15 protein-coding genes are annotated in these 22559 nt (G+C 73.8%); 2 read left to right on the plus strand and 13 right to left on the minus strand.

Translation table 11 applies throughout. The features are described 5' to 3' along the window. Positions 1-2 precede the first annotated feature (2 nt). Complete coding sequence (gene dnaE / locus MCM47_RS01970) at positions 3-3536, minus strand: DNA polymerase III subunit alpha (RefSeq protein ID WP_238740301.1); 3534 nt, start codon at positions 3534-3536, stop codon at positions 3-5. A 188-nt stretch (positions 3537-3724) separates the two neighbouring features. Here dnaE and MCM47_RS01975 point away from each other — a divergent pair, with 188 nt between their 5' ends. Next, positions 3725-5053 (plus strand): DUF2252 domain-containing protein, encoded by a 1329-nt coding sequence (locus MCM47_RS01975; protein ID WP_238740303.1) that lies wholly within the window; start codon positions 3725-3727, stop codon positions 5051-5053. Positions 5054-5059: 6 nt separating this feature from the next. Here the strand turns inward: MCM47_RS01975 and MCM47_RS01980 are convergent, their stop codons facing one another. Both MCM47_RS01980 and MCM47_RS01985 read right to left on the minus strand, forming a co-directional pair. After that, positions 5060-5857, minus strand: coding sequence for a hypothetical protein (locus tag MCM47_RS01980; RefSeq protein ID WP_238740305.1), 798 nt, complete (start codon positions 5855-5857; stop codon positions 5060-5062). 72 nt (positions 5858-5929) lie between these two features. After that, positions 5930-6520, minus strand: a complete 591-nt coding sequence (locus tag MCM47_RS01985) for a dienelactone hydrolase family protein (protein ID WP_238740307.1) — start codon at positions 6518-6520, stop codon at positions 5930-5932. 204 nt (positions 6521-6724) lie between these two features. Between MCM47_RS01985 and MCM47_RS01990 the strand changes: the two genes are divergently transcribed. Continuing rightward, positions 6725-8359: an alkaline phosphatase gene (locus MCM47_RS01990; RefSeq protein WP_238741467.1), complete on the plus strand. Its 1635-nt coding sequence runs from the start codon at positions 6725-6727 to the stop codon at positions 8357-8359. Positions 8360-8398: 39 nt separating this feature from the next. Here MCM47_RS01990 and MCM47_RS01995 read toward each other — a convergent pair whose 3' ends face one another. The 10 genes from MCM47_RS01995 to MCM47_RS02040 all read right to left on the minus strand — a co-directional run bounded on the left by MCM47_RS01995 (position 8399) and on the right by MCM47_RS02040 (position 22064). Then, positions 8399-9271 (minus strand): ABC transporter permease, encoded by an 873-nt coding sequence (locus MCM47_RS01995; protein WP_238740309.1) that lies wholly within the window; start codon positions 9269-9271, stop codon positions 8399-8401. Further along, positions 9268-12123: an alpha/beta fold hydrolase gene (locus tag MCM47_RS02000; RefSeq protein WP_238740311.1), complete on the minus strand. Its 2856-nt coding sequence runs from the start codon at positions 12121-12123 to the stop codon at positions 9268-9270. The genes MCM47_RS01995 and MCM47_RS02000 overlap by 4 nt, the downstream gene beginning before the upstream one ends. A 149-nt stretch (positions 12124-12272) precedes the next feature. Next, positions 12273-15785: a hypothetical protein gene (locus MCM47_RS02005; protein ID WP_238740313.1), complete on the minus strand. Its 3513-nt coding sequence runs from the start codon at positions 15783-15785 to the stop codon at positions 12273-12275. A gap of 2 nt (positions 15786-15787) precedes the next feature. Beyond that, positions 15788-16414: a hypothetical protein gene (locus MCM47_RS02010; RefSeq protein ID WP_238740315.1), complete on the minus strand. Its 627-nt coding sequence runs from the start codon at positions 16412-16414 to the stop codon at positions 15788-15790. Positions 16415-16504: 90 nt separating this feature from the next. Next, positions 16505-18397, minus strand: a complete 1893-nt coding sequence (locus MCM47_RS02015; protein ID WP_238740317.1) for a hypothetical protein — start codon at positions 18395-18397, stop codon at positions 16505-16507. Positions 18398-18545: 148 nt separating this feature from the next. Continuing rightward, complete coding sequence (locus MCM47_RS02020; RefSeq protein WP_238740318.1) at positions 18546-18989, minus strand: hypothetical protein; 444 nt, start codon at positions 18987-18989, stop codon at positions 18546-18548. Between the two features lie 278 nt (positions 18990-19267). Next, the gene (locus MCM47_RS02025; protein ID WP_238740320.1) at positions 19268-19732 is read right to left on the minus strand and encodes a GNAT family N-acetyltransferase; all 465 of its coding nucleotides are present in this window, start codon (positions 19730-19732) and stop codon (positions 19268-19270) included. A gap of 43 nt (positions 19733-19775) precedes the next feature. After that, positions 19776-20714, minus strand: a complete 939-nt coding sequence (locus MCM47_RS02030) for an RluA family pseudouridine synthase (RefSeq protein ID WP_238740322.1) — start codon at positions 20712-20714, stop codon at positions 19776-19778. 52 nt (positions 20715-20766) lie between these two features. After that, positions 20767-21366 carry a signal peptidase II gene (lspA, locus tag MCM47_RS02035; protein ID WP_238740324.1) on the minus strand — a complete coding sequence of 200 codons (600 nt, stop codon included), beginning with the start codon at positions 21364-21366 and terminating at the stop codon, positions 20767-20769. 194 nt (positions 21367-21560) lie between these two features. Then, positions 21561-22064, minus strand: coding sequence for a TraR/DksA family transcriptional regulator (locus tag MCM47_RS02040; RefSeq protein ID WP_308222271.1), 504 nt, complete (start codon positions 22062-22064; stop codon positions 21561-21563). Between the last annotated feature and the right edge of the window lie 495 nt (positions 22065-22559).

Below are 22559 nucleotides of genomic sequence, written 5' to 3' on the forward strand. Positions count from 1 at the left end.
GATCACCCCGCCAGGCAGCTCGGCCCGAGCAGCTGCTTGAGGTCCCCGAACAACGCCGGGTCCGACTTCACCCGGTGCCGGTCCAGCCGCAGCACGGTGGTCTTGTTCCGCGCCTCCAGCCGCACCCGCACCTCCGTCGTCCCCCGGTGGCTGCTCAGCACCTCGCCGAGCCGGGCCACCAGCGGGGGCGTCACCTTGCCGCTCGGGATGTTGATGACGATCGGCGCCTCGGCGTGCGCGTTCGACAGGTCGGGGACGGACAGCTCCATGCCCATCAGCCGGGGCACGTCCTCCCGCTTGTCCAGCTTGCCGCGGACGAACACCACGGCGTCCTCCACCAGCTGCGAGGAGACCAGCTGGTAGCTGGCGGGGAAGAACATGCAGTCGATCGAACCGGCGAGGTCCTCGACGGTGGCGATCGCCCAGGCGTTGCCCTGCTTGGTCATCTTCCGCTGCAGGCCCGAGATGATGCCGCCGATGGTGACGATGGTGCCGTCCGGCCGCTCCGCGAGGTCCGCCACCGCGCAGTCCGCCTTGTCGGCGAGCACGTGCTCGATGCCGTGCAGCGGGTGCGAGGAGACGTACAGGCCGAGCATCTCCCGCTCCTGGGTGAGCAGGAAGGACTTCTCCCACTCCTCCTCGGAGAAGACCACGTCCAGCCCGAAGCTCGGCTCGTCGCTGGTCGCGTCGCCGCCGAACAGGTCGAACTGCCCCTCGGCCTCCTTGCGCTTGACCCCGACGACGTTGTCGATCATCGGCTCGAACTGTGCGATCAGCCCCTTGCGGGTGTGCCCGAGCGAGTCGAAGGAGCCCGCCTTGATCAGCGATTCGACGGTCCGCTTGTTGCAGACCACCGACTCCACCTTGTCCAGGAAGTCCGGGAAGGAGGCGAACTTCCCCTTCGCCTTCCGGGTCCGGATCATCGACTCGACGACCGGCCCGCCGACGTTGCGGATGGCCGTGAGGCCGAACCGGACGGTGTCGTCGCCGTGCGGGGTGAAGTCCGCGTCCGACTCGTTGACGTCCGGCGGGAGCACGTTGATGCCCATCTTCCGGCACTCGTTGAGGTAGACCGCGGACTTGTCCTTGTCGTCCTTGACCGAGGTGAGCAGGCCCGACATGTACTCGGCCGGGTAGTTGGCCTTGAGGTAGGCGGTCCAGTAGGAGACCAGCCCGTACCCGGCGGTGTGGGCTTTGTTGAACGCGTAGCCGGAGAAGGGGACCAGGACGTCCCAGACCGCCTGGATCGCCGCGTCCGAGTAGCCGCGCTCCCGGCAGCCCTTCTGGAACGGGACGAACTCCGCCTCCAGGATCTCCTTCTTCTTCTTGCCCATCGCGCGGCGCAGCAGGTCGGCCTGGCCGAGCGAGTAGCCGGCCAGGATCTGCGCGGCCTTCTGCACCTGCTCCTGGTAGACGATCAGGCCGTAGGTGGGCCGGAGCACCTCCTCCAGGGGCTTCTCCAGCTCCGGGTGGATCGGGGTGATCTCCTGCTGGCCGTTCTTGCGCAGCGCGTAGTTGGTGTGCGAGTTGACGCCCATCGGGCCGGGCCGGTACAGCGCGAGGACGGCGGAGATGTCCTCGAAGTTGTCGGGCTTCATCAGGCGCAGCAGCGAGCGCATCGGCCCGCCGTCGAGCTGGAAGACGCCGAGCGTGTCGCCGCGGGCCAGCAGCTCGTAGGTGGGCTTGTCGTCCAGGGGCAGATCAAGCAGGTTGATCTTGATGCCCTTGTTCTTCTCGATCGCCTTGACGGCGTCGTCCATGATCGTCAGGTTGCGCAGGCCGAGGAAGTCCATCTTGAGAAGGCCGAGGCCCTCACAGGTGGGGTAGTCGAACTGCGTGATGGTGACGCCGTCGGTGTGCCGGGTCCACACCGGGATGTGGTCGGTCAGGGGCTCGGCGGACATGATGACGCCGGCCGCGTGGACGCCGGGCTGGCGGATCAGGCCCTCGATGCCGCGCGCGGTGTCGATCACCTTGCGGACGTCCGGGTCGGTCTCGTACAGCCCGCGGATCTCGCCGGCCTCGCTGTAGCGCGGGTGCGAGGGGTCGGTGATGCCGGAGAGCGGGATGCCCTTGCCCATGACGTCCGGCGGCATCGCCTTGGTGATCCGGTCGCCCATCGCGTACGGGTAGCCGAGGACGCGCGAGGAGTCCTTGATGGCGGCCTTCGCCTTGATGGTGCCGTACGTGACGATCATGGCGACCTTGTCGGAGCCCCACTTCTCCGTCACGTAGCGGATCACGTCACCGCGCCGGCGCTCGTCGAAGTCGATGTCGACGTCGGGCATGGAGATGCGCTCGGGGTTGAGGAAGCGCTCGAAGATCAGGCCGTGCGGGATGGGGTCGAGGTCGGTGATGCCCATGGCGTAGGCGACCAGCGAGCCGGCCGCCGAACCACGGCCGGGACCCACCGCGATGCCCTGGCCCTTCGCCCACATGATGAAGTCGGCGACCACGAGGAAGTACGCCGGGAACCCCATCTGGATGATGGTGTCCATCTCGTACTCGGCGAGCTTCTTGTGCTCCTCGTCGTACCCGTTCGGGAAGCGCCAGTCCATGCCCTCCCAGACCTTGGACCTGAAGAAGTCCGCCTCGGACTCGAAGCCCTCCGGGATCGGGAAGCGCGGCATGAGGTTGCGGAACTCGAACATGCCGGTGGTGTCGACCCGCTCGGCCACCAGCAGCTGGCTGTTGCGGCAGCCCTCCTGCCAGGCGTCCGAGGAGTCCAGCGCGTACATCTCGGCGGCCGACTTGATGTAGTAGCCGGTGCCGTCGAAGCGGAAGCGGTCCGGGTCCGAGAGGTTCTTGCCGGTCTGCACGCAGAGCAGCAGGTCGTGGGCGCCGGCGTCGGCCTCGGTGGTGTAGTGCGAGTCGTTGGTGACCACGGGCGGGATGCCGAGCTTCCTGCCGATCTCGATCAGCCCGTCGCGGACCCGCTTCTCGATGTCGAGACCGTGGTCCATCAGCTCCAGGAAGTAGTTCTCCTTGCCGAAGATCTCCTGGTACTCGCCGGCCGACTTGAGCGCCTCGTCGAACTGGCCGAGCCGGAGCCGGGTCTGCAGCTCGCCCGAGGGGCAGCCGGTGGTCGCCATCAGGCCGCCGGAGAGCTCGGCGATCAGCTCCTTGTCCATCCGGGGCCACTTCACCAGCCAGCCCTCGGAGTACGAGCGCGAGGTCAGCTTGAAGAGGTTGTGCAGGCCCTCCTTGTTCCGGGCCCAGATGGTCTTGTGGGTGTAGGCACCGGACGCCGAGACGTCGTCCTTCTTCTGGTGCGGCTGGCCCCAGAGGATGCGCTTGGTGTTGGAGCGGGACTCCGGCGCGACGTACGCCTCGATGCCGATCACCGGGGTGATGCCCGCGCCGGTGGCCTGCTTGTGGAACTCGGCCGCGCCGTACATGTTGCCGTGGTCGGTCATCGCGACGTGGGTCTGGCCCAGCCGCTCGACCTCCTTGAACATCTGCTTCAGCCGGGCGGCGCCGTCCAGCATCGAGTACTCGGTGTGGACGTGCAGGTGCGCGAACGGCTGATCGCTCAAGGCGGGGCCTCCGGAGGCTCGTGCTTGTCTGGCTGGCCGGCGAACGTGCAGGTCACAGAGGGTGCCTGGAAACAGATACGGCCCGAGCCACTCCCGGGGCCCGGACCAGCACTCACACGTTCACGCCCCTACTCTAGCTCCCGGACGCACCCGTCTCCGGCCACGCGCCGCGCCTCGAAGGATGGCCCATGTCTCACCCGCTGCCCGCCGACACCGACCGCGCCGAGGCGATACTCGGCGTCTTCGACTCGGCCTTCGGAGAACTGCTCGCCAAGGACCCTGCGGCCTTCCGCGTGAAGTTCCGGAAGATGGCCGCCTCCGCCTTCGCCTTCTACCGGGGCACCGCGGCGCTCTACTACGCCGATCTCGCCTCCGGTCCCTTCCGGGCCCACGGCGCCGCCTTCCTGGACGAGCGGACCAGCCGGGTCTGGATCCACGGCGACCTGCACGCGGAGAACTTCGGCACCTACCTGAACGCCGAGGGCCGGCTGGTCTTCAACGTCAACGACTTCGACGAGGCCTACGTCGGCGCCTTCACCTGGGACGTCCAGCGGCTGGCCGCCTCGCTGGCGCTGATCGGCTACGCCAAGGCGCTCTCCGACGAGACGATCACCGAGCTGGTCACCGCCTTCGCCACGTCCTACCGGGAGCGGATCGCCGCCCACGTCTCCGCCGGCGACGCGGAGCCGTTCACCCTGGACACCGCCACCGGCCCGGTCCTGGAGACGCTGCGCGAAGCCCGCCTGCAGACCCGGGTCGCACTGCTCGACGCCGAGACCGTCGTCGAGGGCTACGACCGCCGCTTCCGCCTCGGCGGCGGCGCGATCGAGCTGGACGAGCCCACCAAGGCCGAGGTGCTGGCAGCCTTCGAGGCGTACCTGGCCACCCTGCCGCCGGCCTCGCGGACCCGGCCGGAGTCGCTGCGGGTCAAGGACGTCGTCGGCCGCCGCGGCATCGGCATCGGCTCGGCCGGCCTGCCGTCCTACAACCTGCTGCTGGAGGGGCACACCGACGCCCTGGAGAACGACGTGATCATCTACATGAAGCAGGGGCAGACCCCGGCCGTGTCGCGGCACGTCACCGACCCGGCGATCGCCGGGTACTTCGAGCACGAGGGCCACCGCACGGTCATCTCGCAGCGCGCCCTGCAGGCCCACAGCGACCCGTGGCTCGGCCACACCACCCTGCACGGGCGCGGCCAGCTGGTCGCCGAGGTGTCGCCGTACGCCACGGACCTCGACTGGACCGACCTCAACGAGCTGCCCGACCTGCTCGCCGTGACGGAGTACCTGGGCCACGCGACCGCCACCATGCACGCCGCGGCCGACGAGTCCTCCAGCGGGCACAGCCTGGTGCCGTTCTCCACCGAGCACGCGATCGACGCGGCGATCGCCCGTGACGAGGCCGGCTTCACCCGGATGCTGGTCGACTTCGCGCACGCCTACGGGGCCCGGGCCCGCGCCGACCACCAGCTGTTCGTGGACCTCTACCGCAACGGCCGGATCCCCGGCCTGTAGGCCCGCTCAGGGCCGCTCCAGGGCCGCCAGCCGCTCCCCGGCGGCGGCCCTGACCGCGGGCGCCTCCATCGGATCGTCCCGCAGGTACGCCAGCCGCTCCCGCACCTCCGGCCGGTCCGGCGCCTGCGCCACGGCCAGCGACCTCTCGTCCTCCTCGCAGCCCCACAGGCACTCGACATGGATCTCCGCCAGCCCGGCCGGGTCGATCGCCGCGAGCGCCTCCAGGTAGCTCGCGCGCTCGCAGGAGTGCGGCGTCCAGAGCCAGAACCGCCGCAGCAGCGACACCGCACCGCGGGCCCCGGCCCCGAACCCCGCCAGCTCCCGGGCCACGCCGTCCGCACCGCACCACTCCCGCTCCACCCAGGCCCGCTCCAGCTCGGCGACCAGCGCCGGGACGTCCTGCGCCGGCACGTCCCGCGCCGGTCCGCACTCGACCGGCGCCCGGTGCGCGGCGCCGTCCGCGCCCTCCGGCCTCCGGCCCCCCAACGCCTGCCGTGCCTGCGCCGACCCGCTCGCCGCGAGCAGACCCAGCACCCGGGCCGCCTGTTCGCGCGTCTCCGTCCCCCGGCCCAGGCCGTCCACCACCGGCTCCAGCGGCAGTCGCAGGTCCCGCACCAGCCGCGCCAGGTACACCGCGCGCTGGTCGGCCTCCCCCCACCGCCAGTCCCGGCGGATGCATCCGTACACCAGCTCGGCGGCGGCCGCCGGATCCTCGGCGGCCATCCGCGCGCCCAGCCCCCGCCCGCGCTGCACCAGCCCGATCAGCGTCCCCGCGGGGGCGTACCGGCCGTCGCCCATCCTCATGTCCTCGTCCTGTCCCGGCCGCGCGGACGGCCCGTCGAGCCGTCAGCCGTCGACCCGTCAGCCGTCGACCCGTCAGCCGGCCTGCTCGTCCAGCTCCGCCAGGAAGTCCAGTGCCACCGCCCAGGTCTGCTCGGCCGCCTCGGCGTCGTAGTCCGGCAGGTCGGGATCGGTGAAGACGTGCCCGGCGCCGCGGTAGCGGTGCACCTCGACGTCGGCGCCGGCCTTGCGCATGTTCAGGTACCAGGCGTTGAGCCAGTCCTCCGACTCGAACGGGTCCGGCTCGGCCACGTGCAGCTGGACGGGGACGGACGTCGCCGCGTCCTCGCGGATGTCCGAGGTCCCGTGCAGGAGCAGCAGCCCGCGGGCGTTCTCGTCGGCGAGCGCGAGGTTCTGGGCGAGCGAGCCGCCGAGCGAGAAGCCGGCGTAGACCAGCGCGGTGTCCGCGCCCAGCAGCGGGGCGGCGGCGCCCACCGCCCGGCGCAGCAGCTCGTCGTTGCCGATCTCCTCCTTGTGCGCCATGGCCTCCTCGATGTCCTCGAAGGTCCGCCCCTCGAAGAGGTCGGGGGTGTGGACGGTGTGCCCGGCGGCGCGCAGCCGGTCGGCGGCGGCGTGGACGGCGGGGCGCAGGCCGTACACGGAGTGCAGGAGCAGGATCTGGGCCACGGGCGGGACTTCCTCGGTGCAGCGGGGGGCGGGCAGGGGACGAACCGCCCCATCATCGCTCATGGCCGCCGGGTGGCGGCGCACCCGACCACCGGTGGCCGGACGTCACGCGGCGGTGAATCGACGACAAACAGTCAGTTCAACGTATGGAAGGCATCGTTACCGCCGGGTAGCCTGTGCGCCGTGACTGACCTTGTCGATGACATGACTGCCGCCCGCCCGCACCGCCGCCAGGTGCTGAAGGCCACCGCCATCGCGGCCGGCGCCGCCGCCCTGCCGCTCACCCTCGGCACCGCGGCCCACGCCGTGACCGCCCCGCAGTTCCTGCACGGCGTCGCCTCCGGCGACCCGCTGCCCGACGGCATCCTGCTCTGGACCCGGGTGACCCCGACCCCCGAGGCCGTCCCCGGCTCCGCCGTCGGCCCCGACACCGAGGTCCGCTGGGAGCTCGCCACCGACAAGGCCTTCACCCGGATCGCCGCGAGCGGCACGGTGACCGCCACCTCCGCCGCCGACCACACCGTCAAGGTCGACGTCCGCGGTCTGACCCCGGGAACCGCCTACTGGTACCGCTTCACCGCCGGTGGCAGCGTCTCCCCCGTCGGCCGCACCCACACCACCCCGGCCGCCGACGCCGCGCTCGACCGCCTGCGCTTCGGCGTCGCGTCCTGCGCCAACTGGGAGGCCGGCTACTTCTCCGCCTACCGCCACCTCGCGGCCCGCGGCGACATCGACGCCTTCCTCTTCCTCGGCGACTACATCTACGAGTACAAGACCGGCGAGTTCTGCGCCCGCGGCACCGTGGTCCGCCCGCACGCGCCGACCCACGAGATCCTCAGCCTCGCCGACTACCGCACCCGGCACGGCCGTTACAAGACCGACGAGGACCTCCAGGCGCTGCACGCGCAGGTCCCGACCATCGCGATCTGGGACGACCACGAGTTCGCGAACGACGCCTGGTCCGGCGGCGCCGAGAACCACACCCCCGGCGCCGAGGGCGACTGGGCGGACCGGGTCGCCGCCGCCAAGCAGGCCTACTTCGAGTGGATGCCGGTCCGCCCGTCCGTCGCCGGCACCACCTACCGCCGCCTGCGCTACGGCAAGCTCGCCGACCTGCACCTGATGGACCAGCGGTCGTTCCGCTCCCAGCAGGTCAAGGTCGGCAACGGCGAGATCGACTCGCCCGACCGCACCATCACCGGCCGCGCCCAGATGGACTGGCTGAAGTCCGGCCTCAGCGCCTCCGACACCACCTGGCGCCTGATCGGCAACGAGGTGATGATCTCCCCGGTCGCCTTCTTCTCGCTGCCCGACTACATCCTGCGCCCGCTGGCCAAGCTGCTCGGCCTGCCCGGCGAGGGCCTGGCGGTCAACACCGACCAGTGGGACGGCTACACCCACGACCGCCGCGAGCTGCTCGACCACCTCAAGTCGAACGGCATCGCCAACACCGTCTTCCTCACCGGCGACATCCACTCCGCCTGGGCGTCGGACGTCCCCTACGAGGCCGCCACCTACCCGCTCTCCGGCAGCGCCGCGACCGAGTTCGTGGTCACCTCGGTGACCTCGGACAACATCGACGACGCCCTCAAGGTCCTGCCGCAGACCGTCTCCCTGGCCGCCGTCGCCGCGATCAAGGCCGCCAACCGCCACATCAAGTGGGTGGACCTGGACTCGCACGGCTACGGCGTCCTGGAGGTCACGCCGGAGCAGACGCAGATGGACTACTACATCCTCTCCGACCGCACCCGCAAGGACGCCACCACCAAGTGGACGCGCTCCTACCGCACCCTCTCCGGCACCCAGCAGGTCGAGCGGGTCTACTCGCCGATCAGGTGACCCGGCCCCGAGGGGTGCCGGTCGGCCGACCGGCACCCCTCAGGACACCACGTCCTTGCGGCCGAAGCCGCGGAAGGCCAGCGCGAGCAGCACCACCGCGTAGGAGAGCGACAGCGAGACGCCCTGCAGCATGCCGCCCCACTCCGGCTGCGGCTGCAGGGCGTCCGCCCAGGCGTACTGCCAGTGCGCCGGCAGCCACTCGCGCAGGTCGCCGAGGGCGGTGACGGCGTCCAGCACCCCGGTGACGATCGAGGCGAAGACCGCCCCGCCCACCGCGCCCAGCGGCGCGTCGGTGGCGGTGGAGAGCCAGAACGCCAGGGCCGCGATGACCACCTCGCTCAGGAAGACGAACGCCACCGCGATCGCCAGCAGCGGCAGGGCCTCGCCCGCCGGCAGGCTCACCCCGGCCGGCAGCCGCAGGTCCCCCCAGCCGTACGCGGCCGTACCGACCGCCAGGCCGATCACCGGCAGCAGCACCACGGCCGCCGCCGAGAACGCCAGCCCCACCACCAGCTTGCGGGCCAGCAACCGGGCCCGGGGCACCGGCGCGGCCAGCAGGTAGCGCAGCGAGGACCAGCTCGCCTCGGAGGCCACGGTGTCCCCGCAGAACAGCGCGACCGGGATCACCAGCAGGAAGCCGGTGCCCATGAAGAGCATCGTGGTCGCGAAGTTGAGCCCGGAGGCGGTGGCCAGCTCGATGAAGGTGGTCCGGTCGGCCCGGCCCGGCGTGCCGCCGATCTGGAACGCGGCCAGGATGACGAACGGCATCGCCGCCAGCACCCCGCCGATCACCAGGGTGCGCCGGCGCCGCAGCTGGCGTACCGCCTCGACCCGCAGCGGCAGCGTCCGGCCCGCCCGGTAGCCGGCGGCGTGGTCCGGCGAGACGGCCTCCGGCGGAACAACGGCCGTCATGCGGCACCTCCGATCAACGACAGGAACGCGTCCTCCAGCCGGCGGTGCGGTCCGGCCCGCTCCACCGGCACCCCCGACCGGACCAGCTCGGCCACCAGCTGGCTGGCCGCCATGCCGTCCAGCCGGACCAGCAGTCCGCCCTCGACCGCCTCCGCCGAGCCGACCCCGGCCAGCGCAGCCGTCTTGTCGGCGGCCGCCGCCAGCTCCTCCGGACCGAACGAGACGGGCGTGCCGACCAGCAGCAGCTCGCCCGCGCCGACGATCTCGGCCACGTCGCCGGTGGTCACCAGCCGGCCGCGGTCCATCACCACCAGGGCGGTGCAGGACTGCTCGACCTCGGAGAGCAGGTGGCTGGAGACGATCACCGTCCGGCCGGCGGCCGCGTACCGGATCATCACCTCGCGCATCTCGCGGATCTGCGGCGGGTCCAGCCCGTTGGTCGGCTCGTCCAGGATCAGCAGGTCCGGCAGGCCCAGCATGGCCTGGGCGATGGCCAGGCGCTGGCGCATGCCCTGGGAGTAGGTGCGCACCGCGCGGTCCAGCGCCTCGCCGAGCCCCGCGATGGCCAGCGCCTCCTCCAGGTGCGCGTCGGCCTCGGGGCGCCCGGTGGCCTCCCAGTAGAGCCGCAGGTTGGCCCGCCCGCTGAGGTGCGGCAGGAAGCCGGCGCCCTCGACGAAGGCGCCGACCCGGGAGAGCACCGGTGCGCCCGGGCGCACCAGGTGCCCGAAGATCCGGATCTCGCCCACGTCGGGCCGGATCAGGCCCATCAGCATCCGCAGCGTGGTGGTCTTGCCCGCCCCGTTGGGGCCGAGCAGTCCGAGCACCTGGCCCTGTTCCACCCGGAAGCCCAGGTCCCGCACCGCGTACCGGTCCGCCGAGCCCTTGTAACGCTTGCTCAGACCGGTGATCTGCAGCGGCACGCCGGCCAAGGCCGGGTCGAACGCCGGGCCGCGGGCACCCCGCCGCCGGCGCAGCCGGGGCACCAGCAGCAGGACGGCCGCCACGGCGACGGCGGCCACCGGCAGCAGCCAGGTCCGCGCGGGCAACGGCGCGGCCTCGGTCACCAGGGCGTCGACGGTCGGCAGGGTGAGCGGCCCGGCCGCGGCCACCCGGTAGGTGGCCGGCTCGACCGGCGAGGCGTACGCCAGGTCGGTGGCGGCCAGCACCAGCCGCAGCCGGTGCCCGGCGGCGAAGGTGTGGTCCACGGTGGGCAGCGCCACGGTGACGGTCCGGCCGTCGGCCGCGTCCGCGCCGGTGACCCGGAGCGGCGCGGACAGTTGCTGCGGCAGGGCCTGCCTGCCGTCCGGCCCGACGTCGTAGAGCTTGGCGAAGAGCACCGCGTCCGGCCGGTCGGCCCGGACCCGCAGCGCGACGGTCGGCTGCCCGGTCAGGTGCAGCGGCACGTCCAGCGGCGCGGTGTCGAAGCGGGCCGACTGGCCGGGGAAGTCCAGGGAGAGCCCGGCGCCCAGTGAGGCCGCCTGGCTGAGCGCGCCGACCCCGGGCAGCGCGGAGATGTTGGGCGGCGCGCCGCCGGGCGGGTTGGCGAAGGCCTGCTCGGCACCGGTCAGCTCCAGCTGCCGCGAGCCGGTGCCGCCGAGGCCCGGGTAGGCGTCGGCGGTGGCGCCGCGCAGCACGGCCTGGAATCCGGTGGAGTCGACGCCGCCGGTGCGGGTGACCCGGAACGCCGGGCCGGTGTCGCCGCCGGCGTCCTTCGCGTCGGGATGCTTCAGGAAGTGGTCGAACCAGCCGCTCACCCGGGCGTCCACCCGCGCGCTGGTGTCGGTGCCGCCGTCGTGCCCGCCCGCGAACCAGTCCACCGCCACCGGCGCGCCGTTGGCCGCGACCGCCCGGGCGATCGCGTCGCCCTGGTCGAGCGGGAACAGCGAGTCCTGCTGGCCCTGGACGACCAGGGTGGGCGCCTTGAGCCGGTCGGCGACCGAGGACGGGCTGGAGCGTTCCAGCAGCGCGACGGCCTCCGGATCGGCGTGCCCGCCCGCGGCCACCCGGTCGTACATCCGGCAGAGCTCGTCCAGGAAGCGCCCGCAGCCGACCTCGGCGTCCTTGGCACCCTGAGCTCCCCTGGGACCCCGGGTGCCCTTGCCCGCCCCGGCGTCCGTGCCCGGCGCCGAACCGCTGCCTGCGGGCGGCGCGCCGCCGGACGGGCCGAGGTCGCCCGCCGAACCTGTGGTGAAGAAGATCCCGGCCCAGAGCCTCTTGAACACGCCGTCCACCGCGCCCGAGCCGCGCACGCCCTGCGGGAACAGCGCGTCGGCCAGGTTCCACCAGGTGATCTGGCTCGCCACCGCATCGACCCTGTGGTCGTACGCGGAGCCGAGCAGCGCCACCGCACCGCCGTAGGAGGCGCCGGTGATGCCCACCCGCGGGTCACCGGGCCCGTCCAGCTGCACCTCGGGCCGCTGCGCCAGCCAGTCGACCAGGTGCCGGACGTCCTCGACCTCGCGGTCCGGCGCGTTGAGGCCGATCTTCCCGCCGGACTCCCCGAAGCCGCGGGCCGACCAGGTCAGCACGGCGTAGCCCTGCCGGGCCAGCTCCCGGGCGCGGTCGCGCTCGCCCTCCTTGGAACCGCCGAAGCCGTGGGCGAGCAGGACCGCCGGGCGCGGGCTCGTCCCGGTGGTGAAGAAGGAGGTGTCGAGGTCGATCCGCTGCTCGCTGCCGGGCGTCTCGGGCATCGGGAGGAAACGGTTCTCCTCGCGGACCGGCTGCTCGCCGCCTGCGGCGGCCACCGTCCAGGTGCCGGCTCCGGCCAGCACCGCCAGTGCGAGGACGGCCGCCGGCAGTCTTCGGGTCGTCAGCCTCTCGCGCCAGCGGCGCCCTGCTCCTGCGAGCCTCATGGGGAGTGATCGTATCCGTCCCTCGGGTAGGGGCCTGATAAGGGCACCGCCTCGCGCGACGGCGTTCCGGCGGCCTCCCGCGTGCCCGCGCACCGGCGGGACCCGGAGGGCCCCGACGGCCGCTCGGGCAGGATCCGAACGAGAGGACCTCAGACCCGGTGCAGAGAATGCCGGCCCTCGTCCGTGTTCTTCACCTCCAGCCCGGGAGCGTCCAGCAGCTGGGAGAGACCGGGTGCCGGGAGGTCGAGGTGGATCCGGTGCTCGGGGGTCCGGGGAACGACCCCGTCCGGGTTGTCCGGATCGGGCATGGTCGGAGCGTCGTGCGGGCCGACGTGCGCCCTGCCGACCAGCAGGACGAACTTCCCGTCGGATCCGGCCTGGCCCAGTCCGACGGCGTCGGCCACGTAGGTGTTGAACCGCGCGGCACGGTCGTAGAGCGTCCAGGGGCCGTCGCCCTCGCGACGGGCGGGGTGCCCGTCGACCGCCCGGACTCCGACTCCTTCGGCCTTGGCGCTCTCGATCGTCGCCCGCAGGCCCTCGCCGTGGCTTCTTTCGTAGCGCGAGACCATCGCCTCCAGCAGCGGCGGCATGTCCGCGTTCGCCGGAGCCCGCAGATGAGCGTCCAGGTGGGACTGGAACGAGTCGCCGCGCAGCGCCTCCAGGTAGACGGTCCGCACCCCGGCCTCCCGAAGGGCGGCCATGTTGTTCTTCAGGAAGTCGAAGCTCTGTGGCTCCCCGTGCTTCTCACCCAGGACGATCCCCGGGTGGTCCTGAAGGATCCGGCCGGCGGCGGTGATGGCGTCGGGAGCCTCCCGCAGCACCGAGTCCACGCGGGCCAGGGCCTCCGCGGGCAACCCCGGGGGCCTGCGGAGGGTGTTGGCCACCACCATGTCGTCGAGCCGGTCACGGCGGGCGTCCTGGGCCTCCCAGTAGTCGGCGGTCCGGTAGTCCATGCGTGCCATCGCCTCGACCCGCTCCTGGGTCTTCGCCAGCATCTTCTCCGGGGCCCGGCGTGCGACGGGATCGGCGGCCAGGTCCTTGATCCCATTGAACGCCAGCGGGGCGAGGTCGTTGAGCGTGGTTGGGTCGAGACGGGTCTTCAGCGTGTTCGTCCGCTTGTTGAAGTGGATCGCCTCCACAGGTACCCGAGTGGTGGTCTCCGGGTGCAGGTACGTGCCCCCGGGGCTCGGGTGCGTCAGGGAGTACATCATGTTCCGGATGCCCTCCGGCACGGCTGTCGGCCTCAGCAGCGTGTGCATCTTGTAAAGCGCCTTCTGCCCCGCGGACGACTGGAGCGGGAAGGCCAGCGCAGTCATCCCCGCCGGGTGCTCGTGCAGTGAGCGGGCCGGCCGGGCCGCCTCGCCCCGACCGGGCACCGGCTCGGTACGGACCCCCGGGAGGTGCGGCGCCCCCTCCGGACGGACCGGACCGGTACGGAACTCCGCCGGAACGGGCGGACGGCCCGGCTGCGCGGTGGGATGCACCGCCGCCGGGGCCGGCGAACCGGCGACGGGCGCGGTGGCGCTGCTGTGCAGGAACGGCGTCCCGTGAACGTCCGACGGGCCGCTCACCGGCCGGCCGGCACCGGAGGACACCCCGTCGGCCGGGCCCGCAGCGAGCCTGATCTCGTCGGCCCCGGACCCGAACGGACGGACCAGCGCCTCCGGCGAGGTGTGGGCCGCCGCGGCGTCGGTGTGCGAGAGGTGCAGCTCGGGCACCTCCGGCGCATGCCGCATCGACAGAGACCCCTCCCCCACCGGATGCACCGGCTGCACCGGCCCGGCCGCCGCCCCAGACGCCAGATGCAGCTCCGGCACCTCCGGCACATGCCGCATCGACAGAGGCCCCTCCCCCACCGGATGCACGGGACCGGCCGCCACCTCCGGCGCCACATGCAACTGCGGCACCTCCGGCACATGCCGCATCGTCAGAGGCCCCTCCCCCACCGGATGCACGGGACCGGCCGCCACCTCCGGCGCCACGTGCAGCTGCGGCACGTCCGCCCCGTGGTGGCCACCGGCGGCCGGCAAGGGGGTCTCGTGCGCCGCCGTGGTCGGCACGCCGGCCGCGCCCCCCTCGTGCAGCGGCGGCAGGGAGGGGGCGTGGCCCGCCGCGGGCGTCGCCGCGCCCTCGTGGGGAAGGGTGGCCGCCCCGTGCGCCGGCTCGTGCGTGGAGGCGGGGCCGACGTGCTGAGCCGGCGTTCCCTCGGACACCGACGCGTGCGAGCCGGCAGCCGTCGGCGCCGCCGTCTCCGTGACCGGCGGGTGCGGGCCACCGCCAGGGGCGGGTGAGGCCTCGGCGTGCCCGGGCGTGCCGCCCTGCCCGCCGTGGCCCACAGGCCCGGGCGTGCCGCCCTCACCGCCGTGGCCCGCACCCTGCACCGGCGAACCGCCGCCCGCGGCGCCGTGCTCGGACGGCGCAGCCGCCGGATGGGGCTGGGACTGCGCGGTACCCGCACCGTCCGCGGCCGGGTGCTGCGTCGGATGGGCTCCGCCCCCGGCCGGCTCCGCCGCCGGGTGCTGGCCGCCCGCGGGCACGCCTTCGTGCGGAGCGCCCGCGGGTGCGCCGTGGGCGCCCGCCGCAGGAGAGTCCGCCCCGGCCACGTGCTGGGACGCGGCCGGCAGGCTGCGGCTGCCGTCGGTGCCCGCCGGGCGCTCCGCCCCGGCCGACTCGCCCGGGCCTGGCGCCGGCGCGTGCTCCGGAACGTGCGCCCCGGCGGGGACCTCCGCCCCTGCGCCGCCCGGGACGGCGCCGTGCGGCACCTCCGCCGGTGTCCTGAAGTGTCCGTTGACCGCCGCGCCCGCCGCATGCAGACCGGCGGCGCTCGCTCCGCTCAGGCCGGAGCCGAGCAGGCTGTGGCTGTCCACCGTCCCGGTGGTCGCGGCCTGGGTGATGACGTCCGCGCCCACGCCGGCCGCGCCCGCCGTCACCATCTTGCCGGGGACCGTCCCCATGACCTTGCCGAGCCCCAGCTTCGAGCCGGCCGCGCCGATGCCCTTGCCCAGCAGGTTGCCGGAGGCGCCCGCCACCGCGCCGCCCACCGCGTTGTCGCCCAGCTCCTTCAGGTCGAGGCCCTTGCGGTGCCCCTCCAGCACCTGGATGCTCTGGGCGAGCAGGTTGATGGCCGCCATCTGGACGGCCTGCTTGGCGGCGAACTTCATCGCCTCCACGGCCAGCTTCTTCAGGATCTGCTGGACGGCCGTACGGCTGATGCCGACCATGACGGGGATCTGGGCCAGCGACAGACCCGCCGTGAACGGTGCCTCCACCTCGGCCGTGGCGATCTCCACAGCGAGGATCCCCAGCTGGGCGATGATCTGGATCTTCGCCGTCTCGGCGGAGTTGGCCATCGACTCCAGCATGTCGGCCATGCCCTCGCAGGCCTTGGCCAGGCCGGGGAGGGCGCCGGGCTGGCTCTCGCCCTGCCCCACGGTGAACTTGTCCCAGTACTGGGACAGTCCGGTGGCCGCCACGCCGACCTGACCGACCAGCGCACGCCGGACGGCGGCGTCTGCGGACTCCTCGACGTCCTTGAGGGTCCCGGCCATGGTGCGCCAGTGCTCGGCCATGCTCCGCAGGTTGTCCTCGTCGGCCTCGGGCCAACGCGTGCCGGACAGCAGCAGCAGGACCCACTGGAGGGGTTCGGGAAGCTCGGTGGCCATGGTCAGCGCCTCCCGCCGGTGTGCACCATCGGGCCGACGTGGGGGGCGGGCAGGGTCGGTGCGACGGGGCCCGGCGCCTGGGGCGGGGCGGCCGCCGCGGGGAGCGGGTCCGCGGGGCGGGCGGCCGTGCCCGGGCCCTCGGCACGGCCCTTGAGGGCGTTCACGAGGTTCCGCTCGGTGTTCTCGTAGTTGTCCGCCATCCGCTGCAGGCCCTCCGCGACCCGGCGCAGCGCGGCCGGGAGGCCCTTGAGGCCCTTGAGCGTGCCGGCGCTGTACGCGAGATAGCCCTTCTCGCCCTCGGCGAACTGGTGCCCCGCGTGGTCGTTGCCCCACGGGTGGGTGGCGTTCATGCTGGTCAGGAAGCTGTCCAGGGCGAGGTACGCGGTGGAGACCCGGTCCGAGGCGACGAGCATCGGCGAGACCGCCGCCCGGTACTGCGCGGGGTGGGCCTCGAAGCCCGTCCCCGCGCTCTTCGCGGGCGCCGCCGGTGCGGCGGCGGCTGCGGCCGCCGGACCGGCGGCGGTGGCGTCGGCCGCCCTCGTCGCCGTCACGAGCCCCATCACGGGGGCCTGATCCGGCGTCCCCGCCTCGCCGGGGCCGTGCACCTTCGTACCGAACTGATCTTCCATGACGCTCTCTCCCCGATGTGCCGCCGGCGGTCTGGCGACCTGTCAGCGGTGTTGCTGCGGGCGCCGGCCGACGGCCGACAGCACGCGTGACTACTCGTCGTTCCCGGTCCGGCCACCGACGGGGCCGTCCCCCCGGGCCGCCGGCTGCCGTGCCGCCCCGCCGGGGGCGGGCCTGTCGAACTCCCCTGCGGCCGCCAGCTTCGCCAGGGCGGCCCGGAGCTGAGGGCTCGGCACCTGATAGCCCCCCTCCTCCCGGAGCGGTGCGGGCCTGCCGCCGGCCTCCGGCCCGGCCTGCGCCCCTCCCACGGCGCCCGCCGGGGCCGCTCCGACCACGCCCCGCAGGTGCGCGGCCGGGGCTGCCGACCGTCCCTCCGTCCGCCCCGAGGCGGCCTCGGCACCACCCGTGCCCACAGCGCCGCCGGCCGTACCGGTCGTCCCCTCCCCCGGGCGGCCGCCGGTCCCGGCGTCCGGTCCCAGCACCACGCTGGTCAGCTGGGTGAGGAGATCGGCTGCGGGGTCCGGCGGTGGCTCGGCTCCGGCAGCTGCGGCCTGCGGAGCCTCCGCCGGGCGCCGTTCGCCGGCCTCGGTACGGGCGTCGTCCAGCCACCGCCGGTGCGCCCGCTGCTCCTGCCGGTCGCCGGGCCGGGCCTCGGCGGCCGGGCCGTGCACGGCGTCGTCGGACACCGCCTCGTCCTGTTCCGGCGCCTGTCCGACGACCAGGTCGGGCCTGCGCCTGCCGCGTATCCCCTTCTTGCCCCCGCCACGGCCCGGAGCGTGCAGGCCCCCCGGGACGGGGCCACGCCCGGCGACACCCGCGCCGACGGCGGAGGCGCCCGCTCCCGCTCGCACGCCGGTCCCGGACGCGCCCGCGCCCGACGGCTGGCGCGTCGTACCGCTCGGGCCGTGTCCGCCCGCTCCTGCCCGGCTCCCCGCAGCGGCGGCGGCCGCCGTACCGGAGGGCAGCCCGAGGCCCGCGCCCGCGAAGGAGGGCACGGCACCCGCCCGGGCCCGGCCCGCCGAGCCGCCGACGCCGGCCCTGCGCCCACCGGGGCCGCCGAGGCCGCCGGCACCGCCGGCACCCGCAGCACCGCCCGGGCCGAGCACGCTCGAGGACGCGCCGCCGGCACCCGCCGGATCGGCGGCACCGCCGGCGGACAACCCGCCCTGCGCACCGGTGCCCGTGCCGGCGCCGGTGAACCCGGCCAGGTTCAGCCCCGGCACGGCCGCACCACCCGGCCGGCAAGCCGTTCCGCCCTCCCGGTCGAGCACCTCGGCCCGGAGGGATCCGGTCCGCGGCACCTCCGGTGCACCGAGACCGGCGAGCACCGGCCGCGCGTCACCACCCGTTCCTCCTCCGGTCCCCGCCCCGGGACCGCCGGCATCGGTGCCCCCGGCGCCGGCGCCCGGACCTCCTGCGCCCGCGAGCGCGCAGGCCTGCCCGGCGCTGTCCATGCGGTCGACCGAGCCGGCGTTCCGCCGGAGCATCGAGTCGACGTCCGCGCTCGCCTGCCCGACGTAGTGCCGGCACGAGTCCACCGCCAGTCCGACGCCCTCCGACCGCGCGGCCTCCGCGGGCGCGGCCCCGGGCATGCTGCCGTCGAGGTACTCCTTGGTCGACCTGAGCTGCTGCACCATGGCCGTCTTGGTGCGGCCCACGGTGCCGGAGGCCTCGTGGAGGCAGCGCGCCATCGCGAGCCCGCTCTCCAGCACGGTGACGGCATGGGTGTCGTCGCGGCCGGCGAACTTCTCCAGGTACTGCCGGAAGCCGTCCGCGGCCGGCCCCGACATGTGCGCCGCGGCCTGCTGGGCGCTCGCCACGATGGCGCGCACCCGGGGTTCGGCCGCGGTGTTCCAGGTGTCCCACGCCCGGGCGAGCTCCGCGAGCCGGTCCTCGTCGGCGTCGGGGAAGGCGATCCCCGCCCCGTTCTCGTGGCTCCTGAGGGTCGTGAGCACCGCAGCCAGGTCGGCGGGCAACTCGATCATGAAACTGGTCGCTTTCTCGGGCGGACCGGGCGGGCCGGCGGGCCGGGAGAACCGGCCGGACCGGCCGACACGGGCGCGCGCCCGGCGGACACCCGGCGGACGAACCGGGCGGTCGGGTGGAGGAACCGGCGCAAGGAGCCGGGGACGGTCAGACGGCGGCGGGCCGGGCCGGCGCGGACGGACCGCGTCCGCCGGGCACGGCGCCCGCCTCCGGGGGGAGGCCCGGCACCCCGGAGCTCCCCAGCAGTTCCTTCAGAGCGGCCACGTGCCCGCCGTCGGCCTCGCGGTACTGCCGGCACATCAGCAGCAGGTTCTCGGCCATCCGGCCGGAGTTCCCCAGGAAGCGGTGCACACCCTGGAGCGCCCGCGCCTGCTGTCCGACCAGCCCGCCGGTCCCCGGCCCCCCGCTCCCCGGCCCGGCGCCCAGGAGCGCCGCCCCCACCGGACCGGTGCCGTACGAGACGGGGGCGACCTGCCGGACGGCGGCCTCGACCGCGGCGGCGAGCGGTTCCAGCTCGCGGACGAGGGACTGGATCCTCCTGGCGGCCGCCTCGACCTCCTCGAGGTCGATCCGGAACGACCCGCTGCTCATCCGACTCACGCTCACCATCTCGGCTGGACCACTGACGCTCGTGACCGACCATTCACCATGCGCGTAACCGATCGATAAGCGGTTCGTGGGCGGATCACGCCCGGCCGGCTGCCCGCCGGCCGCGGGTGACGCCGGGGCCGGTACGCGGCGCCGCGCGGAGGGCCGGACCTCCCCGGCCTGCGGACACGCGAACGGCGGCCCGCCTCCGACCGAGGCGCGCCGCCGTCAACACTCTTCCACTCTTCCGTCCCCGGCCGTCCGAGCCGGGGATCCGCCGGTCAGAGAACCCGCGTCATCGTCCGGTGCGGGATCCCGGCGTCCAGGTACTCCGGGCCCTCGGCCGTGTAACCGAGCCGTTCGTAGAAGCCCAGGGCCCGGACCTGCGCGTGCAGCTCGACCTCACGCGCCCCGCGCCGGAGCCCGGCCGCCTCGACGGCCCGCACCAGCTCGGCGCCGAGGCCGGTGCCGCGCGCGGCCCGCACCACAGCCAGCCGGCCGAGGAGCACCCGCCCCTCGGTCCCACCGGTCAGCCTGAGCGCCGGCTCGCCGTGGATCAGCCGGGCCGTCCCCAGCGCCGCACCGTCCGCGCCGATCGCCAGCAGGTGCTCCGACGTGCCGTCGAGGTCGTCCCACTCCTCGTCCTCGGGGATCTCCTGCTCGACGATGAACACCTCGCGCCGCACCCCGTGCACCAGCGCGAGGTCGGCCTCCCCCTCGGCCACCCTGATGATGGTCGTGCTCATCCCAGTCTCCCCGTGTCCGGTATCCGTCGGCCCGCGGCCGCGGTCAGCTCTCCGACGCGATGGTGTCCAGCGCCTTGCGCAGGTCCGCCGGGTACTCGCTGGAGAACTGCACCCACTCGCCGTCGGCGGGGTGCTCGAAGCCCAGCGAGACCGCGTGCAGCCACTGCCGGGTCAGCCCGAGCCGCTTGGCCAGCGTCGGGTCGGCGCCGTAGGTGAGGTCGCCCACGCAGGGGTGGCGCAGCGCCGACATGTGCACCCGGATCTGGTGGGTGCGGCCGGTCTCCAGCTTGACGTCCAGCAGCGAGGCGGCCCGGTAGGCCTCGATCAGGTCATAGTGGGTGACGGACGGCTTGCCGTCGCGGGTGACCGCCCACTTCCAGTCCGAGCTGGGGTGGCGGCCGATGGGCGCGTCCACGGTGCCGCTGAGCGGGTCCGGGTGGCCCTGGACCAGCGTGTGGTACTTCTTCTCGGTCACTCGGTCGTGGAACTGCCGCTTGAGGTCGGTGTAGGCGCGCTCGGACTTGGCGACCACCATCAGGCCCGAGGTGCCGACGTCGAGCCGGTGCACGATGCCCTGGCGCTCGGCGGCGCCCGAGGTGGAGATCCGGTAGCCCGCCGCGGCGAGCCCGCCGATCACGGTCGGGCCGGTCCAGCCCGGGCTCGGGTGCGCGGCGACCCCGATCGGCTTGTCGACGAGCACGATGTCCTCGTCGTCGTGGACGATGCGCATGCCCTCGACGTGCTCGGCGACGATCCGCACGGGCGCGGCGGGGGCGGGGATCTCGACCTCGAGCCAGGAGCCGGCGGTCACCCGGTCCGACTTGCCGGCCACGGCGCCGTCGAGCGTCACCTTGCCGTCGGCGGCCAGCTCGGCGGCCTTGGTCCGGGAGAAGCCGAACATCCGGGCGAGGGCGGCGTCGAGACGCTCGCCCTCCAGACCGTCGGGAACGGGGAGGCTGCGGATCTGCGCTGCGGTACTCACCCGTACGAGTATGCCGGACGCGCGGCCCCGCTCTTGCGCGCCCGGTCCCCGGCTACTCGCCCTTCGCCTCCGGGCCGCCCCGGCCGGTCTCGTCCTTCGCGGCCGGCTGGTGGACGGTGCCGTCCGGGTTGCTGCCGCGGAAGGAGAGCAGGACGACCAGGATGCCGCCGCAGACGATCGCCGAGTCGGCGAGGTTGAAGACGGCGAAGTGCTGGACGGAGATGAAGTCGACCACGTGCCCGCGGAAGACGCCCGGCGAGCGGAACAGCCGGTCGGTGAGGTTGCCCAGCGCGCCGCCGAGCAGCAGGCCGAGCGCGATCGCCCACGGCAGGCTGTACAGCCTGCGGGCGATCCGCCAGATCACCACGATGACGGCCGCGGCGATCATCGTGAAGACCACGGTCAGCGCCTGGCCCATGCCGAAGGCGGCGCCGGAGTTGCGGATGACCTGGAAGGTGACGACGTCGCCGACCACCTTGATGGCCGCGTGGTTCTCCAGCCTGGCCACCACGAGCAGCTTGCTGCCCAGGTCGATCAGGAAGGCGAGCAGCGCGACGACGAGCAGGACGCCGATCCGTCGGCGGCCCTTCGGCGCCTCCTGCTCCGCCGGGGCGGCGGTCACCTCGCCGGGCTCGGCCACGGCCTCCTCCACGGCTTCGGCGGGGGTGGGGACGGCTTCGTCCCGCGTCTGGGGGGAACCTTGCGTACTGATGATCCGCTCCGCTGCCGATGGGGGTCCCCCCGCTCGTCGTCGGGGGGCGGGGGCCTCCGGTCGCCCGCCCGAGTCGATCGGGCGACGTTACGGGGTCGAGCGTACGGCAAGCCCGACCCCCCGCGTCGCCCCGGTCAGCGGCGCTCCTGCTTGGCCTTGCACTGGACGCAGAGCGTCGCCCGGGGGAAGGCCTGCATCCGGGCCTTGCCGATGGCCTGGCCGCAGGACTCGCAGGTGCCGAACCCGACGCCCTCCAGGCGGGCCAGCGCGTGCTCGGTCTGGGCGAGGCTGTCCCGGGCGTTGTTGGCGAGGGCCAGTTCGCTCTCCCGCGAGATGTTCTTCGTACCGGCGTCCACCTGGTCGTCGCCGGCTCCGTCGTTGGAGTCGCGCATCAGGCCCGTGATGGCCGCCTCGGCGGCGTCGATCTCCCCGCGCAGCCGGTCGAGCTCGCTGATCAGCTCGGCGTGCAGCTCGTGCACCTCCTCCGAGGTCCACGGGTCCTCGCCCGGGCGGACCGGGAGCTCGGCCGGGTCCACCGACTCGGCGCCGCGGGCCGCCGTGGCGGCCGCGGTGCGGGCGCGGCCGGGGGCCACGAGCGTGGCGTCGTTGCTGGTCTTGTGCCGTGCGGTAGTAGTCACGGTCCCCTCCCCTGGTTCTCCTGCCACGGCCTTGCGTGCCCGCTTGGTGGCGGTACCCGCGCCGGTTGCCTTATCAGCCATGGCTTCGACCCCATCTACGAACGAATCGAGCCGCCGGTTCCCGGCGGCTTCCAGTGCCGGAACGATAATCCCCATCAAAACCGGTCACAACATGACATACCGACGCCTCACCATGATCCCACCCGGGCAGCCGCCACAGCCGCCCCACCTGCGCGCTGACCAGAGTTGTGCCCAGATCACCCCCTCCTAACCACCCCCGCACAGCGCACCGGAAACGGGGCCGCGCGCCGCCGCGGCGACCCGGCAAACCGACTTGCGGCGGCCGATACACTGGGCCTGCAAGGCGCAGATGGGACGAGTACCGACGTACGCAGCCACCAGCGACCCGGGGACGGTGCGAGCCCGGGGGTGTGCACGGCGGGAAGATCACCCCGGAGCCGCCGGAAGAACGGCCACCGGCCTACTAGACCCGGC

The sequence above is a fragment of the Kitasatospora sp. A2-31 genome (assembly GCF_022288725.1).
Lineage (GTDB): Bacteria > Actinomycetota > Actinomycetes > Streptomycetales > Streptomycetaceae > Kitasatospora.

Bases quoted from the DNA above. Each gene is read 5' to 3' on its own strand.
- MCM47_RS01990 (WP_238741467.1), top strand. From the start codon at position 6,725: ATGACTGCCGCCCGCCCGCACCGCCGCCAGGTGCTGAAGGCCACCGCC.
- MCM47_RS02025 (WP_238740320.1), bottom strand. From the start codon at position 19,732: ATGAGCACGACCATCATCAGGGTGGCCGAGGGGGAGGCCGACCTCGCG.
- MCM47_RS01995 (WP_238740309.1), bottom strand. From the start codon at position 9,271: ATGACGGCCGTTGTTCCGCCGGAGGCCGTCTCGCCGGACCACGCCGCC.
- MCM47_RS01980 (WP_238740305.1), bottom strand. From the start codon at position 5,857: ATGAGGATGGGCGACGGCCGGTACGCCCCCGCGGGGACGCTGATCGGG.
- MCM47_RS02020 (WP_238740318.1), bottom strand. From the start codon at position 18,989: ATGAGCAGCGGGTCGTTCCGGATCGACCTCGAGGAGGTCGAGGCGGCC.
- MCM47_RS01975 (WP_238740303.1), top strand. From the start codon at position 3,725: ATGTCTCACCCGCTGCCCGCCGACACCGACCGCGCCGAGGCGATACTC.
- MCM47_RS02000 (WP_238740311.1), bottom strand. From the start codon at position 12,123: ATGAGGCTCGCAGGAGCAGGGCGCCGCTGGCGCGAGAGGCTGACGACC.
- MCM47_RS02005 (WP_238740313.1), bottom strand. From the start codon at position 15,785: ATGGCCACCGAGCTTCCCGAACCCCTCCAGTGGGTCCTGCTGCTGCTG.
- MCM47_RS02010 (WP_238740315.1), bottom strand. From the start codon at position 16,414: ATGGAAGATCAGTTCGGTACGAAGGTGCACGGCCCCGGCGAGGCGGGG.
- MCM47_RS02015 (WP_238740317.1), bottom strand. From the start codon at position 18,397: ATGATCGAGTTGCCCGCCGACCTGGCTGCGGTGCTCACGACCCTCAGG.